This window comes from Marinagarivorans sp., assembly GCF_982758155.1.
Genome location: NZ_CEXWTU010000105.1, coordinates 1 through 15,622 on the forward strand (window position 1 = coordinate 1; position 15,622 = coordinate 15,622).

The 15,622-nt window shown below is 46.7% G+C and carries 14 protein-coding genes and 1 tRNA gene; 9 read left to right on the forward strand and 6 right to left on the reverse strand.

Annotated elements, in window-relative coordinates:
• The 8 genes from ftsH to AC3A8L_RS12165 all read left to right on the forward strand — a co-directional run.
• The coding region (gene ftsH / locus AC3A8L_RS12130) for an ATP-dependent zinc metalloprotease FtsH (protein ID WP_487962527.1) at window positions 1-1,240 on the forward strand (1,240 nt) is incomplete at its 5' end.
• A gap of 152 nt (window positions 1,241-1,392) precedes the next feature.
• Complete coding sequence (gene folP, locus AC3A8L_RS12135) at window positions 1,393-2,181, forward strand: dihydropteroate synthase (RefSeq protein ID WP_487962528.1); 789 nt, start codon at window positions 1,393-1,395, stop codon at window positions 2,179-2,181.
• 22 nt (window positions 2,182-2,203) lie between these two features.
• Window positions 2,204-3,547, forward strand: a complete 1,344-nt coding sequence (gene glmM / locus AC3A8L_RS12140) for a phosphoglucosamine mutase (RefSeq protein WP_487962540.1) — start codon at window positions 2,204-2,206, stop codon at window positions 3,545-3,547.
• A 221-nt stretch (window positions 3,548-3,768) separates the two neighbouring features.
• Window positions 3,769-4,533 (forward strand): triose-phosphate isomerase, encoded by a 765-nt coding sequence (gene tpiA / locus AC3A8L_RS12145; protein ID WP_487962529.1) that lies wholly within the window; start codon window positions 3,769-3,771, stop codon window positions 4,531-4,533.
• A 41-nt stretch (window positions 4,534-4,574) separates the two neighbouring features.
• Complete coding sequence (gene secG, locus AC3A8L_RS12150; protein WP_487962530.1) at window positions 4,575-5,036, forward strand: preprotein translocase subunit SecG; 462 nt, start codon at window positions 4,575-4,577, stop codon at window positions 5,034-5,036.
• Window positions 5,037-5,060: 24 nt separating this feature from the next.
• Window positions 5,061-5,145 (forward strand) — tRNA-Leu (locus AC3A8L_RS12155).
• A 300-nt stretch (window positions 5,146-5,445) separates the two neighbouring features.
• A complete protein-coding gene (gene msrP / locus AC3A8L_RS12160) occupies window positions 5,446-6,411 on the forward strand; it encodes a protein-methionine-sulfoxide reductase catalytic subunit MsrP (RefSeq protein WP_487962531.1) in 966 nt (321 codons plus the stop codon).
• A 32-nt stretch (window positions 6,412-6,443) separates the two neighbouring features.
• Window positions 6,444-7,034 carry a protein-methionine-sulfoxide reductase heme-binding subunit MsrQ gene (locus AC3A8L_RS12165; RefSeq protein WP_487962532.1) on the forward strand — a complete coding sequence of 197 codons (591 nt, stop codon included), beginning with the start codon at window positions 6,444-6,446 and terminating at the stop codon, window positions 7,032-7,034.
• Here AC3A8L_RS12165 and AC3A8L_RS12170 read toward each other — a convergent pair.
• Genes AC3A8L_RS12170 through AC3A8L_RS12185 form a run of 4 tightly spaced genes read right to left on the reverse strand, consistent with a single transcriptional unit; the run spans window position 7,031 to window position 10,326 of the window.
• Window positions 7,031-8,329, reverse strand: a complete 1,299-nt coding sequence (locus tag AC3A8L_RS12170; RefSeq protein WP_487962533.1) for an ATP-binding protein — start codon at window positions 8,327-8,329, stop codon at window positions 7,031-7,033. The genes AC3A8L_RS12165 and AC3A8L_RS12170 overlap by 4 nt on opposite strands.
• Before the next feature lie 7 nt (window positions 8,330-8,336).
• On the reverse strand, window positions 8,337-9,029 hold the full coding sequence (locus AC3A8L_RS12175) for a winged helix-turn-helix domain-containing protein (protein ID WP_487962534.1): 693 nt from the start codon (window positions 9,027-9,029) through the stop codon (window positions 8,337-8,339).
• 12 nt (window positions 9,030-9,041) lie between these two features.
• Window positions 9,042-9,449, reverse strand: coding sequence for a DUF3019 domain-containing protein (locus tag AC3A8L_RS12180; RefSeq protein WP_487962535.1), 408 nt, complete (start codon window positions 9,447-9,449; stop codon window positions 9,042-9,044).
• Window positions 9,450-9,465: 16 nt separating this feature from the next.
• Entirely contained in the window at window positions 9,466-10,326 is an 861-nt protein-coding gene (locus AC3A8L_RS12185; protein WP_487962536.1) for a MipA/OmpV family protein, read from the reverse strand.
• Window positions 10,327-10,771: 445 nt separating this feature from the next.
• Here AC3A8L_RS12185 and AC3A8L_RS12190 point away from each other — a divergent pair, with 445 nt between their 5' ends.
• The gene (locus AC3A8L_RS12190; protein WP_487962537.1) at window positions 10,772-13,546 is read left to right on the forward strand and encodes a beta-propeller domain-containing protein; all 2,775 of its coding nucleotides are present in this window, start codon (window positions 10,772-10,774) and stop codon (window positions 13,544-13,546) included.
• Between the two features lie 163 nt (window positions 13,547-13,709).
• Here AC3A8L_RS12190 and AC3A8L_RS12195 read toward each other — a convergent pair whose 3' ends face one another.
• Together AC3A8L_RS12195 and AC3A8L_RS12200 are read right to left on the reverse strand one after the other, a co-directional pair.
• Window positions 13,710-13,892 (reverse strand): GEVED domain-containing protein, encoded by a 183-nt coding sequence (locus AC3A8L_RS12195; protein WP_487962538.1) that lies wholly within the window; start codon window positions 13,890-13,892, stop codon window positions 13,710-13,712.
• A complete protein-coding gene (locus AC3A8L_RS12200) occupies window positions 13,893-15,500 on the reverse strand; it encodes a hypothetical protein (RefSeq protein ID WP_487962539.1) in 1,608 nt (535 codons plus the stop codon).
• Between the last annotated feature and the right edge of the window lie 122 nt (window positions 15,501-15,622).

Consider the following 15,622-nt stretch of genomic DNA (forward strand, 5'->3'; position numbering starts at 1 on the left):
GGACTTCGTTGAAATGTTTGTTGGTGTTGGCGCGTCCCGCGTTAGAGATATGTTTGAACAAGCGAAGAAACAATCTCCGTGTATTATCTTTATTGACGAAATCGATGCAGTAGGCCGACATCGTGGTGGTGGTCATGGCGGCGGCAATGATGAGCGTGAGCAAACATTAAACCAACTGTTAGTTGAGATGGATGGTTTTGAGGGTAATGAAGGCATTATCGTTATAGCGGCAACAAACCGCCCAGATGTTCTTGATAAAGCGCTTTTACGACCCGGTCGATTTGATCGACAAGTCTTTGTTGGATTGCCTGATATCCGTGGTCGAGAGCAAATTCTTAAGGTACATATGCGTAAAGTACCCTTGGATGAAGCTGTTGTTGCATCTGTTATCGCGCGTGGCACACCAGGGTTTTCGGGTGCAGATTTGGCTAACCTTGTGAACGAGGCTGCTCTTTTTGCGGCACGGTCTAATAAGCGCTTAGTTGGCGTTGAAGAGTTTGAGCGTGCGCGAGACAAAATCATGATGGGTGCTGAGCGCAAGTCCATGGTGATGAACGAAAAAGAAAAAGAAAATACAGCCTATCATGAAGCCGGACACGCGATTGTTGGCTGCTTGGTTCCTGAGCATGACCCTGTGCATAAAGTGAGCATTATCCCTCGCGGCGGCGCTTTGGGTGTCACGCAGTACTTACCTGAAGAAGATACCTACAGCTACAGCAAACGTGGTCTAGAGTCGCGCTTGTGCACCTTGTTTGGCGGGCGAATAGCCGAGGAGCTGATTTTAGGTTTTGATGGCGTTACTACCGGCGCCTCAAACGATATTGAGCGTGCAACGCAAATGGCGCGCAATATGGTAACCAAGTGGGGCTTGAGTGAGAGCTTGGGGCCGTTGCATTATGGTGAAGATGAGTCTGGAATTCCAGGCGCTGGAAACCAGCAGTACTCCTCTGAGACTTCAAAGAAAATTGACGCCGAAGTTAGGTTAATAGTTGATGCTTGTTATGGCCGCGCTAAAGATTTATTAGTAGAAAGCCGCGATATTTTAGAGGCGATGAAAGATGCGCTGATGGAATACGAAACGATAGATTCTGAACAGGTTGCGGACTTGATGGCTCGCCGTAAAGTTAGGCCACCTCGTGACTGGGGCGACGGCGGATTTGATGGTTCCTCTTCGGGCGAAGGAGAGGCCAAAGACTCCAAGGATGCACCTATTGTTGGCGGGCCAGCAGAAGAGAGCTAGCTGGGTTGCAGGCAATAAAAAAGGCTGGGTTTTCCTAGCCTTTTTTATTGGCTATTTGGAATGTAAATCAATAAGAGATGGATGAACGCACTTAAATTGTCATGCTAATACAATGTGGTTCCCGAGAATTAGATTTATCTAAGCCTAGAGTCATGGCAATTCTTAATGTAACGCCGGACTCCTTTTCTGATGGAGGCCGTCTTTTGTCGCGCGGTAGCGTCGATATTGCAAAGGTGCTAGCGCTGGTCGAGTGTATGGTGAAGGCCGGCGCCGATATTATTGATGTAGGTGGCGAATCTACGCGGCCAGGGGCTACGCCCGTTGGGGTTGCTGAAGAGCTGGACCGTGTTGTGCCTGTCGTTGAGGCTATAGAGAAGCGTTTTGAGGTCATTGTCTCGCTCGACACTAGCCAGCCTAAGGTCATTCTCGAGGGCGCTGGCGCTGGGGCTGGGTTAATTAATGATGTTCGTGCGCTGCAACTGAGTGGAGCATTGGAAGCAGCAGCAGCGACTCAATTAGCCGTTTGTTTGATGCATATGAAGGGCAACCCGAAGACGATGCAGCATAATCCGCATTATGATTCTTGTGTTGATGAGGTGAAGGCTTTTTTGGTAGCGCGTATAGAGAGTTGTTGTCTTGCGGGTGTTTCTCCAAACCAAATCCTGGTAGATCCCGGCATTGGTTTTGGTAAAGAGGATGCACATAATTTAGCCTTAATTAAGGCGTTACCGTTATTCGCCTCGTTGAGTGCTGGCGTTCTATTTGGCGCATCGAGGAAATCTATGATTGGCCGGCTTCTGGGGCGAGAGCTTCCGGTAAGGTTGGCGGGTAGTTTGGGTTTTGCTTTTGCAGCGTTACAGGGCGGGGCAAAGATTCTACGTGTTCATGATGTGGCTGAAACAGTAGATATTATTAAAGTATTTGAATTGACGCGCGATTAGCTGCGTGAAAATAAGAAGAGATATTATGAAAAAATATTTTGGCACAGACGGTATTCGAGGGTTAGTCGGGCAGCATCCTATAACACCGGAGTTTTTCCTTAAACTGGGCTGGGCTGTTGGTCGGGTTCTGGCAAAAAATCGCCTAAAAGACGGACCTGCAATGGTCATCATCGGTAAAGATACTCGGATATCCGGATATATGTTCGAGGCCGCACTTGAGTCTGGCCTTATTGCTGCGGGTGTTGATGTTGGTTTGGTCGGTCCGATGCCAACACCGGCCATTGCCTATTTAACGCGCACATTTCAAGCGGCAGCAGGTATCGTGATTAGCGCCTCTCACAATGCTTATACGGATAACGGCATTAAGTTATTTAGTCCGCAGGGGACAAAGTTGGGTGATGAAATTGAGCTGGCTATCGAAGCTGAGCTTGAGAAACCGATGATAACGGCTGAAAAGCTGGGTAAGGCACGCCGATTAGAAGATGCCGAAGGGCGGTACATCGAGTTCTGCAAAGGTAGTGTCCCTTGGGGGTTTAATCTTGAGGGGCTAAAAATAGCCCTGGATTGTGCTAATGGCGCGACGTATAGCGTAGCGCCCAAGGTTTTTCGTGAGCTGGGTGCAAAAGTTACTACCATTGGTGTGGCTCCTGATGGATTGAATATCAATCTTGATTGTGGCTCTACTAAAATGAAGGCTTTGCAGCGGCATGTGCTGGAAACGCACGCGGATATCGGCATTGCCTTTGATGGTGATGGAGACCGCGTCATGTTTGTTGATGACGGCGGTGAAGTTTTAGACGGTGACCAACTGCTGTACCTCATTGCAGCTCACAAGAGTGAACATAGCGACAACTTTAAGGGTGTTGTCGGTACATTGATGAGCAACTTTGGTTTTGAGTTAGCGCTTAAAAAACTCAACATTCCCTTTGTTCGGGCAAATGTCGGCGATCGTTATGTAATAGAAGAAATGAGCAAAAATGATTGGACGCTAGGCGGCGAGTCGTCGGGCCATATTGTATGCCGTTGTGCCACGACAACAGGCGATGGCATTATTTCAGCCTTGCAGGTTTTGTTGGCGGTCGTTCACTCGGGTAAAACGTTGGCTGTACTCAAACAAGGTATGCAAAAAATGCCTCAAGTGATGATCAATGTACCTTGTGAAGATAAAAGTGCATTAGCGACTCATGAAGGTATTCAAGCGGCGTTGGCAAAGTCGGAGAGCGACCTCGCAGATGCTGGACGAGTGTTGTTACGCCCCTCAGGAACAGAGCCTTTAGTGCGAGTAATGGTCGAAGGTAAAGACCCCCAACAGGTGCAAAAGGTGGCAGAGCAGTTAGCCGAAGCCGTTGCTAGCGCCGCTTTATAGCGAAAAGCGGTTTAATATGTGATGACTTGTGTATTGGGTGAGCATTTTTATTGTGTTGCACCGACTCTTTCGCTACCATTGCCAGCCGTTTTGCCTAGGCAATTTGTTGTATTGCGTTTTGTGGTAAAAACGAAGCGCCTATTACACCAGTTTTGAGGGGTAAAGTCTGAACGCGTAGCGCTTGAGCTACGTAGAACTCCTTTCTAAGGGCATAATCCTGCGTGGGACAACTAAGTAACAAACGACGGCCAATCATTATCGCAAATTGGAAGCTCAATGGTTCCACGGCATTTGTGAGTGATTTACTGGACGGAATTACCGAGCAGTGGTTTGGCGTTCATCAAGCTGAAGTTGTGGTATGTCCGGCTTTTATACACTTGGCTCAAGCGGTAAACGAACATTTGGCGCATTCAAATGTGGCGTTAGGTGCGCAAGATTGCAGTCAGTTCGAAGAGGGCGCCTATACTGGCGATGTCTCTGCCGAAATGCTGCATGATATAGGCTGCCAGTACGCAATAGTCGGGCATTCTGAGCGGCGGCGTTTCTACAACGAGACTGATGCGCAAGTTGCAAAAAAGTTTGATTTGGTGCATCAGTCAATGATGACACCCATCCTGTGTGTTGGGGAAACCCTAGATCAGCGCGAAGCTGGAAAAACACTCGATGTTATTAAGCGGCAAGTTGGCTCGGCATTAGATTATTGTGGTGTAGATAAGCTTGCGCGAAGTGTAGTGGCTTATGAGCCTCTTTGGGCTGTCGGTACAGGTGTGACGGCGGCACCGGATCAAGCGCAAGAAGTACATGCGTTTATTCGAGAACTACTCGGGCCCGTGGGTTCGGCAGTTCGCATTGTTTATGGTGGAAGTGTTAAGGCAAGCAATGCTGAGACTCTTTTTGCCGAACCGGATATCGACGGTGCTTTAGTGGGCGGAGCTGCACTAAAGGCTGAAGATTTCATTGAAATATGCAAAGCTGCTGAGTTGTAGCTAGCACTAAATTAAAAGCACAGTTTTAAAGGCAACGCTTTATGGAAAATTTTATTCTCGTAGTTCACGTCTTGTTAGCTTTAGGCATTATTGGCTTAATTATGATTCAACAAGGTAAGGGCGCAGAAGCTGGAGCATCCTTTGGTTCGGGCTCTTCTCAAACTGTTTTTGGTGCCGCTGGTACGGGTAACTTTTTCTCCCGAATGACAGGTATTCTAGCGGCTATATTTTTCGTTACGAGTGTCGCACTTGCGGTAGTCGCTAAAAAGACTTCGGTTATCGATGAAGACTTCTTGCCAGCTACATCTGCAGCGGAAGCGGTAATTGACGATACTGAAAGTGCAGCTGACGATCTAGGTGCGGCACTGGAAAGTGGTGCAGCAGCGTTAGAAGTTGATGCGGCGCAAACACTTGAGCAAGCCGGGCTGATTATTGATGATGCCAGTGCTACAGCTGAAAAAACTTTAGATAACGCAGCTAAAGCGCTGGAAACTGAAGACTAAACTCAGTAGAATGCGCCTCCCTTAGCCCTGGTGGTGAAATTGGTAGACACGCTATCTTGAGGGGGTAGTGACTTCGGTCGTGCCGGTTCAAGTCCGGCCCAGGGCACCAAATAAAAGTTCGGTTGATCTAACCGAAAGAAAAAGCTCCGCTATGCGGGGCTTTTTTTTCGCCTATTCATTCTACACTTTGGTTAATTGAAGCTTATTGTTACGCGGAATGAGGCGACTATACTTGCTATCTACTAGCCAATTCTAATGTCTCACGACAGCTTGTTTAGTGGGGTAAAGGAGCAATAGTCTTTGGGCGACTTTAATACCTGGATATTACAATGATGTTTACAGCTTTGTGATACATCGGTGATCTTGGCGTCGTATAGTGAGTTGAGAGCTTTATACTTGGAGTGCTTATATGTTTACGCCAAAAATAACAAAGTCCCGAATACCATCAAAAGGCTTGAGTGAAAATGATGTGACGCCAGAGTCCAGCTATCTGAAGCGTCGCCATTTTTTGATGGCTGCGACTTTACCCTTGTTCGGCTCAGCGCACAGTGCTAGCGCTAGACTGCCTGGCTTTGATGCAAAAGCATCCCTGGCCAAAACAACGCATAGAGTGGCCGATGAAAAACTCAATTCGTTTGAAGATATCACTCAATACAATAACTTTTATGAGTTAGGCACGGCCAAAACAGATCCGTATAAAAATGCAGCGGCCTTAAGTACGGAGCCGTGGTCTGTAACGGTGGAGGGGCTTTGTGCCAAACCGGGTAAATATGCGTTAGAAGATATCATCAAACCACATGCTTTTGAGGAGCGAATCTATCGGTTGCGTTGCGTCGAGGCATGGTCAATGGTTGTTCCTTGGCTGGGATTTTCTTTGGCCGATTTGCTTAAGCGTTTCGAGCCAGCAAGCCAGGCAAAGTATGTGGCATTTGAAACGCTCTATGACCCTAAGGATCCATTGCCGGGGCAGAGCCGCCCCGTAATCGATTGGCCTTATCGCGAAGGGTTGCGTATGGATGAGGCAATGCATTCGCTAAGTTTTATGGCTGTTGGTTTATACGGTAAAGCTTTGCCTAATCAAAATGGTGCGCCATTAAGGCTTGTTGTACCTTGGAAGTATGGTTTTAAAAGTATTAAGTCGATTGTGAAAATACGTTTTGTAGAGTCTATGCCGAAAACCAGTTGGAATATGTTGCAGTCCAGTGAATATGGTTTTTATTCCAATGTTAATCCTGATGTGAGCCACCCCCGCTGGAGCCAATCTCGTGAGCGCAGGTTAGGGGAGCTATTTAAGCGCCCTACATTAATGTTTAACGGTTATGAGAAAGAGGTGGCAGGGTTGTATAAGGGTATGGATCTCAAAAAATATTTTTAGTAGGTATCTATAGTGAATCTTGTTGAAGTTTTATGAATCGTTTGACTGGGCATGTGCTGGGTTTGTTGCCTGCGTTGTATTTATTGGTCACAGGGTTTGTTGGTGGCTTGGGTGCCAACCCTATTGAATGGCTTACGCGTAATACAGGTACATGGGCGTTCATATTACTGTTGGCGAGCTTAGCGGTAACGCCACTGGTTAAAGGTTTCGGTAAGGCTCATTATGGGGCTGCGGTAATCAACTTCAAAAAAATAATGCCTTGGCGAAGGTTATTAGGGCTTTATGCTTTTTTCTACGCATTGACTCATTTCTGTGTATATCTCATTTTCGACCTATCGTTCGATTTTTCGTTTCTCTGGGCCGATATTCAAGATCGCCCTTATATCACTGTTGGTTTTTTAGCTTTTATTATCTTGTTGGGATTGGCTTTAACTTCTAGCAATTTCTCTCGAAAGAAATTGGGGCGGAATTGGCTGCGAATTCATAAAAGCGTCTATGTTGCCGATGCCCTAGTGCTATTACATTTCTTTTGGCTTGTTAAGGCTGACTTTTATCGATTCTGGTGGTATGCCGCGGTGTATATCGGCTTGATGGTCTTTAGGTTTTTTGCGTTCAAACACTAGAATGGCTTAGGCCACTGAAGGGTAAACTGCGCGCCGTGTAGCTCAGTGCTTGATGTGACGACTGCTTGGCCCTCGTGCCACTTCATAACTCTTTGCACAATTGCTAGCCCTAGGCCGAAGCCTCGTACTTGCTCATTGGGTTTGGACTCTAAGCGCACAAACGATTCAAAAACTCTGATTTGTTGATCTTGTGGAATTCCTGGGCCGTCATCCTCCACCATAACAATATATTGTTTCGGTGATTGTGTGAGTGTTACCCGTATAGATGATTCTGCAAAGCGCAATGCATTGTGAATAAGGTTAAAAATAGCACGCTCCATTAAATGCCAATCGCAATGGACGTGAGTACTACCCTCCAAGCATTCAAGAGATACTGTAATGTTCGCGTTGGGGTGGCTGTCTTTTGCTCGTTGAATTAATTCGCTGATTAAAAATGCCATGTCGCCATCTTGTTGTTTTAATGGCCCATCTTCTTGTTCGTAACCGGCATAAGTTAATAGTTGCGTAATCAGTGCGTCCATTTCATCGATATCTTGGGCAATACTCATTGCGTGGGGACATTGTTGTGAATTAGAGCTGGCACTTTTAAGCATGGCGAGTGCGAATTTCATTCGCGCGAGAGGTGTGCGTAGCTCATGGCTTACGGCGTAGGTCATTTCTTTGTGGCTTGCTAGAAGCTCTTTAATACGTTCGGCCATTTGGTTAAATGCACTGGCGAGGTTGCTAACAGCAGAACCGGGTAAAACGCTGACAGGCTCGGGGAGGCTATGTTTTCCGACATGCTGTGTGTGGCGTTCTAGTTTCCTAACATCCCGCATCAGTGGCCAAACCCAAACAAAAACCACTAAACCAATCGATCCGTAGAATAAAGAGATGAGTATTTCATACAAGTAGCTATTTTTAGGCGCAATCTGCGGTGGCAGGGTAATGCGAATAATATCTGGGCTATTTGATATTCGCTTATAGAGCTGGAGTTCACCGTGTTGATTATGTAGGCGCACCGCCTGACCATCGATTAAGGTTTTACTCAGTGATGAGTTGGCAAAGTCATCCAGTGATAATAATTCTATTTCGCTTTGTATTGATTTCGACATAGCAGCAATAGATGCATGCTTATCTTTTTTCTGTGGCAGAGGTTGTTCGATGGAAAATTCGACGAGCGCCAGTAAATTGTGCTGCGCTGTTGTAATGCTTGGAGGGGGGCTGAAGTGCTGCCAGAGTTTATCTAGCCCCCAACCAAAGAGGGCAACGCATAAAACAATTAAAATATAGAGCGATAAAAACGTACGGTTCATTAACCTCTTACCACGCCTCGGGAACAAATAAATAACCGCGACCCCAAACGGTCTTAATTTTTTCGGGTGTGCTGGTGTCGTCGTTCAATTTTTTTCGCAGCTGCGAAATCCGCACATCAACAGAGCGATCAAGCCCATCGTATTCACGGTGGTAGACTGATTTGAATAAAAACTCGCGGCTTAAAACTTTGCCCGCGTGGTTGGCAAGTGTGAGCAATAAATCAAACTCATGACTTGAAAGTAAAACCGGTGTGCCGGCAATTTCAGCACTGCGCTGGGCGCTTTTTATTTCGAGTTGGTTAAAGGTTAAAGTACTTTGCGGTGTTGGGCGCTGGGGTGCATATCGGCGAAGTAATGCGCGGATGCGGGCTAATAGTACGGTGGGGTCTGCGGGTTTGATAACGTAATCATCAGCACCATACTCAAGGCCTAGCACTTGGTCTGCATCGCTGTCGCGCGCGGTTAGCATTAAAATGGGGCCAGTAAAGTCTGCTCTTATTTCTTTACAGATTTCGAGCCCGCTTTTACCGGGTAAGCCAACATCTAAAATTAGTAAGTCGGGGTTATCATGCAGCGCCCGATTACTGACTCTTAAACCATTGCTCTCGGTGAGCACCGTGAAGCCGTTTTGCGATAAATAATCGTTGACCAATTGGGCCAGTCGCTGATCATCTTCTGCCAATAAAATAGTGTCGGTCATGCCGTTGCCTTTTTAGAAAAATGCCCAAGCGTTGCGGCGTGCGCGGCGATATTGTTTGTGGTCGTGAATAACCTCGAATGTTTCGCTGGCAAGCAATGCATCCTGTGTGCTTTCGCGTAATAAGAAGTTTAGGCTTGTACTGGTATTAAGCGCCATGCTGTGGCTACCATTATTGGCGCGCTCCCAGCATGCGAGCGGCACAGGGTTATTCTTTTGATACAGGCATAGGCTGCGTTCGTTAGTGGAGAGCCAAGAAATTTGTAACTCGTCTTGGCAAACCTCTTTGGCACTACTGAGTACGCATACCTTCGGTTTAATCGTGAGCGTAACGCTGGTGTCATCACTACAGTAACTGTAGTTCGATAAAAGCAGGGCGCCGAAGCAGAGTAGGCGAGTAAGTGCAGGTCGTTGTGCAATCATGCGTGCGGTGTGGCGGCTAGAAATGGTACACCCCCGCCGCGTAAAACGTAAAAACACTATCGCCTATCACAATGGGGCTATTGGTTACGCCGCTGCCTAGCCACTTATAACTTGTAACCGCGCGCGCGCCCCAGTGTTTATTGAAGCGTGTTTCCCATTCAGCCTTAATGTAGGCGGATGTGGTGGCAGGGGCATCGTAGACGAAGTTGGCATTGTTAACTTCATTGCCGCGAACACCGTAGTAATAATTCACAAGGTTATTGCTTTGCCATGTGGCCCCAGCAGCAAGCTCCCAAGCGTGGCTGTTCTTGAGCCATGGAAATGTTAGTGCCGTGCGCAGCTTTTGGCCGTGGTGTACACCTGTTACGTCTTGAAACAGTTGTGTTTGCCAGTCGAAAAGTGGGTGAATATACGTGTATTCAAACCCCGATAAACCTGCTGTGCGGCGCTTATGTAGTGTGTGGGTGCTGCCGGTATCGCCAAGGTCTTGATTGGTTAGCTGCCAGTCACTAAAGAATGCTTGCTCAAAACCTGGCGTGATAAGGATGGCGTTAAATTGGTGGTGCTTCCTGTCTAACAGGGTATAGCCAGCATCGTAGCTATCAAGGAAAAAGCGTTTTCCGTAATAGCTGAACTTGGGCACAACCACAAAGGGGACATCATCTTGCCCTAATACCGGGTTGCTGCGCATACCTGCGCCAAGGCTAAGGCTCAGGTCCCACTCGCCAATAGCGACGCAATCACCTTGGCAGCTGGTATCAGCGGCTAGAGTTGGACGAACAATAGACGCGACAATGACCAATGCCAAAGTAAGTGCATACTTAGGCCAGCTAGCTTGCCTATTGTTACTGAATAAAAAGTCTTTAATGAGATACATGCTGTGCAGTTTGCCATGATGTCACAGGCAAAACCGTTAAAAATTGTAATAAGGGGCGAGAAAACAATATTTCATCCACTAATGCTTGATCTCGACATCCTTACCTTCGTTGCTCAAAGCGTTACATGCCTCGGTAACTGCTCCACGACATTATGCTCCTGCAATGTCTAATAAGGGGCTCCTGCCCTAATGACCTATATCCGTATAGGCCCCGGCATGCGCCTCTTTAAGCGCCTCCCTGCAGGCCCTCTTCGCCTAATTAGATAAACTATTATTGCCTCGTCCCTAAATTGTAAAACTCGAGCGTGGTTTTTGCTGCGTGAGATCAAATTCTAGGGGTTGAGTCGCCTGCATGATTGTTTTTTACAATTCATTAACAGTTTTGAATCTATATTTGGCGTAGCCTTGCACCATAAATAAACCAACCTGATTAAAAGGGGTGTTCATGAATATGAAACTTATACTGGCTGTAGCTGGTGCCGTAGCGTTAACAGCATGCAGCGGTAATGATGGCGGTGAGACAAACGGCAATGGCGGCAATACGACCAGCGGTGTGGATTACAGCAAACTCAAGACAACCCCTCAAAGTGAAGCGCCTTTGACGTTAGTGGCCGGCGAAGCCCTAAATCAGCATATTAAAAATGGTTTACGCCTTAAGGTGAGCCCTGCTCAGTATTTACGCGACAATATTGGCGTAACGGGCGGCGTGCAGGTGTCGGCAGAGCTTTCTGCCCCACCGCAAGCTGCAGAACCAGTATCGGCCGGTGCAGATGCTCCCAGTGATAACTTCTCTGAAACGAATGTCCATGTTGCCGGTGTAGATGAAGCCGATTATGCCAAGTACGACGGAAAGCATTGGTTTATTGCAACCTATCCCAAATACGACCCATACCGTATAGATAATTTTCCCGGCATCAATGTTGTTGCCACAGACCCGCTAGCTGTAAATGCTGAGGTGGTGGGGCATGTGGCGCTGGACTCTGAATGGGGCGGTGTTAGTGAGATGTATTTGGTTAGCGATGGTAGCGCAACAAGCCATGTTGCCACTTTGCGTAGCCAGTGGGGTAATGTGTATCCGATGATGCCGGGCTTTGGCTTCACTGACTTTGGTGTGAATGTTGAAGTTATGGCGCGCCCGGCCATCGAGCCCTTCTTTGGTGATATCTATTACCCTCACCCAGTGAACAGTGAAACTAAAGTTCAGTTGGTGGACGTGGCCGATGCGAGCTCCCCCGCGGTGGATTGGACGCTAAGTATTGAAGGTAGCTTGGTCGATAGCCGCAAGGTAGGCGACATGCTTTACTTAGTCACGCGCTTTGACCCGTGGATTGCAAACTTACAGTTTGAATACGGTAATGACGGGGTTAGGAGTGCTAACGAAGATGAATTAAGCTCGGTTTCTGTGCAGCAGCTATTACCGACCTATCGTATTAATGAAGGCGATGCCATTACTTTAGCCGATAGTTGTTATGTCCAAGACGGTATCTCGGCATCCTATGGTTATGCGAGCTTGGTCAATATTACGGCCGTTAATCTTAACGATCAAAAAGTTGTCTCTAGCAGCTGTATCAATGGTGCGGTTGAATCCTTAAGCGTGAATCCTGACTCTATGTACCTAACCGGTACTGTATGGGATGAAGGTATGGGCGAGCGCCAAACTACGGTTATTCATAAATTCTCTTTAGATGAAAAGGGTGCGACATATAGCGCATCGGGTAGTGTTAAGGGTTATATCGGTCACCGTGGCGACCCAGCATTCAAGCTCAATGAGCACAACGGTGATTTACGCGTAGTAACATCGACGGGGCAAACGTGGAATAACACCATTGCTCATCATCTAACCGTACTTGAAGACGACAATGGCGTACTAAAAACCGTGGCCACTCTGCCTAATAAAGAGCGTCCCGAAGCGATTGGCAAGCCCGGTGAAGATGTTTATTCCGTTCGCTTCGAAGGTGATAAAGGGTATATCGTGACTTTTCGCCGAACCGATCCGCTATACGCTATTGATTTAAGCGATCGTACCGATCCAAAAATTGCGGGTGAATTAGAAATTCCTGGTTTCGCCACTTATATGCACCCCATTGGTGATAATTATATTTTTGCGGTAGGGCAGGATGCCGACGAGAATGGCCGAGTGACATCCATGAAGGTGGCCCTTATGGATGTGCGTGGTGACACCCCCAAAGAAATCGATACAATTCTTTTAGGTGCGCGTAATAGCCAGTCTGAAGCATTGCATAACTTGCGCGCGTTGAGCTTTTTAACCGTGGGTGATGAGCTACGTATAGGGATGCCTGTGGATTATTACCATTCAGAAACCGAAGGTGGTTATGGCGCTTGGCAGCATACTGGGCTTCACTTATTTAAAGTGACGGGTATTGATGGTGGTAGTGCACGCTTATTAGGTGCCGGTGTTGTGGTTGCAGAGCAAGCATCGGAAAGCCAAAAGTACCCATCAGGCGGAAGTCACGATCGCGGTATATTCCATGATGATGCTGTATTTTATGCGCACGCGAATAGTGTTTGGGCTGCCAATTGGAATGATCCTAAAAATGCTATTGGCCCCATTAATGCCGAGGCGGTTACGTGTGATCTCAATGTTCTTCCTGGTTTAAGTGTCACGATTAACGCGCCCGAAGGTAATGCATGCAGCGCTCAGGTAACCGCGGTTAGCGGTGGAAATGTTATTCCGTTACGATCAGCTGGCACAGGATCAACGTGTGTTTTCTCTGGTGCCGATGAAATGCCGGGTGCGTTTTATGTCGAGGCTTCCTTGGAAAACTATTCAACGGAAAGTAAAAGTGTTGTGGTTTATGAGGATGCCTGTCATGTCATCACAGAAGAAATTGAGTTTGACCTTAAATCTTTTACAGACGGTTGCCCTGCCATTGTTTCTCCACCCTCGGTTACGGCGATAGTGAGTACTTGGGATGTGGGTTCCGATGTCTGTGGCAGTGCAAACGTGACTGTTTGGCAGGGTAAGGAGTCTTATGTTTTAGAGGGTGAATTAAGATTTCAAAAAGTGAGTGAGGCTCAGTCGCTAGCAATTGCCCCGCCGCAATCGCAATGTGTATTTACGGGTGCCAACGGTGTTTCTGGCGAAGTGACGATAACGGCTGAAGTGGGTGAGCTTGGCTCGCAAGAGCGTACGGATTTATTCATTAAAAAACGTGATCGTTGTTTTGTAGAGCCTATAACAGAATATTTTTATTTTTAGGCTTTAATCCATTATCTTGTGAGTGATGGTTTGACGTGAACTCTTTACCGCCTTCGGGCGGTTTTTTTATAGCTCACTGTTTCGCGTTATTCCATTGGCCGCTAATTTAAGGAGAAATTTCACAGGCTAAAAGCCGTCTTAGCCTGTGAACGTTAGTCGCTTATTATTGCGCGGGTTCAATTATTACATCAAAATCCTCTACTTCGCCGTAGGTGAAGTTTCCGCAAGCTTCTGCATTGCTTCCGTAGCGCATAGCGATGCGAAGGCGTGAATGACTTATCCCTTCTTGTGGTGGAATGTTGATGCTACCAATAATACGATCATTGCCTTGCTGATTAAAAATCAATTAATCGTGTGAAAAATTACCGTCATTATTTTTATCTAGCCACACACTCCAATACTCGTAATAGTGTCCATTACTAAATCCGGGTTCAAGCTCTAGGTTGTTGGTGCCCGCTTTTAGCGTTAAGGGTTCCGGGTGAAAGAAGTATCCCGTATTGTCATCGCTTGAACGATGTTGGCTGTTGAGCGTTATGCGCTCGATCCATTCATAATAAGTATTGTTGCCTTGCGCCTGACAATACTCTACCGGTAAATCATCTGTAGGTTCCGCTAGACTTTTTTCGCCAAAACCAACAAAGGTATTCCAAACCCCTGTTTCTAAGTGCTGAAGAATATCTAGCTGTTCGTTAAGCCTCCATACTTCGCCATTACGGCTAGACACCACAAGGCCGGCACTTGCGTGTATATCCATATCCATCAAACTTTGAGGGACTGAAATTTCATGCTCGAGTGTTCCGACTGGGCTTGTCTTTCCAATTAATCCGCTCCAAGTAGCATAAAAAATAGTGCCTTGTGCGTTTGCTGTTACCGCGCGGTAATCGCTGCGAGTACCAATTCGCAAGCTATTTTCTAGTGCCATTGTTCTTGGGTTAATAATATCTACGGTGCCGCGACTACTTTGTAGGCCGTAGAGTTTATTATCTAAGCCCATCGTTAAGTCGATATATTCATTGTCTGGAAAGAACCGTTTTTGTGTTTGAGTATTGATAAAATCAAAGCGAACAATGCCTCTCGCCTCACCATTTTGAGCTGTGCGCATATCGCCCACAAATACATGGCTGCCAAACCCTGCAATACCCCCGTAAGATAAGTTATTTACAATGCTCCAGCCTGGCTCAATATAGTTGTTCCAAGTGTCATTTAACCATTGGCTCAACTCAGGTTGAAATACACCATTAAAAACAAAGATGCCCAAAAAAGGGTGCTCAATAATATCGCGGCTTGGGGCTCCTTGAGTGTTTGCTGGTATGGCGATGTTGTTCAGTAAGTTTAACTCGAGGTCAAAGGTGGATAAGCTTTGAGCATTACTGACTAATATTGTTGGGGTATCGTGGTAATACGTTTTAAACCATAAGTCCTCATCGTGGTATTGGCCGTCTTGATAAAGGCCGCCTTGGGTGTAGTTGTCGTTATTACTAAACGCAACATTTAAACCATCACCTTGTGCATCGGCGATCAATTCAAAAACATAATGGTGTTCCGGGTTGAACGTGACTGTTTCGGGGAATGAGAATGTGACCTCCTTGCCCGTGCCGCCACCTAAGCCACAACCGGGTCCGCCCTCAAAATTAAAACAATCCTCAAGGTATTGTTGGTGGCTTGTGGCGATAATCGCCCCCGAAATATCATTTTCCCGTATGTTGATATGCGTCCAATTTCCTTGTTGCCCTCCTCCTGCATCAAGTAGTTGTACTGCGACATGACTTAAGTGCGTAGCGGCAGGTTGAAATTTTTGACCTACGGGTGAGAATGCTTGCATGTTAAAACTTGCAGTAGTATTTGTTTGGCTTTGATCGATGCTGGCTCCATAGGCTGAAAACGAAAAGCAAAATAAGCTGGCTAAGGTTTTAGCGCTAATCACAGTCATTTTTTTTAAATACGAAATTTTCATGGCATTGTCTCTGTCGTTAAATATTTAAAGTGGCGGTCCTTACTTTCTATTTAAGGGGCGGGGCAAGAATAGTTTGTCCAATTAGACGTGGGCGCCTGTTTTCTCAACAAGGCGCTCGAAGG